Source organism: Leucobacter sp. USCH14, from assembly GCF_037619215.1.
Classification (GTDB): Bacteria; Actinomycetota; Actinomycetes; order Actinomycetales; family Microbacteriaceae; genus Leucobacter.
Genome location: NZ_JAQPZP010000032.1, coordinates 1 through 792, shown reverse-complemented (window position 1 = coordinate 792; position 792 = coordinate 1). Strand labels below are relative to the sequence as shown.

Annotated in this window: 2 protein-coding genes; both read left to right on the top strand. The window is 68.1% G+C overall.

What is annotated here, in order from left to right; all coding sequences use genetic code 11:
- Positions 1–327: DnaB-like helicase C-terminal domain-containing protein (locus tag PQI23_RS13930; protein WP_339975560.1), on the top strand; the 327-nt coding region annotated here is incomplete at its 5' end.
- A gap of 3 nt (positions 328–330) precedes the next feature.
- Positions 331–792, top strand: a 462-nt coding sequence (gene ssb / locus PQI23_RS13925; protein WP_339975558.1) for a single-stranded DNA-binding protein, incomplete at its 3' end; no start/stop codon positions are given.

Below are 792 nucleotides of genomic sequence, written 5' to 3'. Positions count from 1 at the left end.
CAGCTCGCGAAGCAGCTCGGCTGCTCGGTGCTGATCCTCGAACAGCTCAACCGCAACATGACGAACCGCCCGAACCCGCGCCCGATCATCTCGGACCTGCGCGGCTCCGCCGGCCTCGAGCACGCCTCCGACGCGGTGGTGCTGATGCACCGCGGCGAGAAGAAGCACCAGGGCCGCGTCATCAAGACCTCGGACGTCGATTTCATCCTCGCGAAGAACCGACAGGGCGAGGCGGGCACGCGCACGCTCCGCTTCGAGGGGCAGTACGCGCGCATCACTCAGAAAGCACACGAAGACACGGCTCTCATCGAGTCGGGAGAGGTATAGATCATGGCCGGAGAACCGCTCATCACCGTAGTTGGAAACCTTGTCGCAGACCCCGAACCGCGGGTGTCTCAGGCGGGCAAATCGTGGGTCACGTTCCGCATCGCGTCGACGCCGCGAGTACGCGATCGGCAGTCGGGCGATTACGTCGACGGCGAACCGCTGTGGCTCGGGTGCCGTGCATACGGCGAGTACGCCGATAACATCGCGGCATCGCTCACCAAGGGCATGCGCGTCATCGTGCAGGGCCGCCTCACGCAGCGCTCCTACACCGACAACCAGGGGCAGCAGCGCACGAGCCTCGACCTCGACGTCGAAGAGGTCGGACCCTCGCTCCGCTTCGCCACGGCCGCGGTCTCGCGCGCCGGCAGCGGCCCCGCGGGTGGCGGGTACGCGAAGACCGGGAACGGGTCGCAGCCGGCCTACGGGCAGACCGCGGGCGGCGGGTACGCGCAGGACAACCCGTGG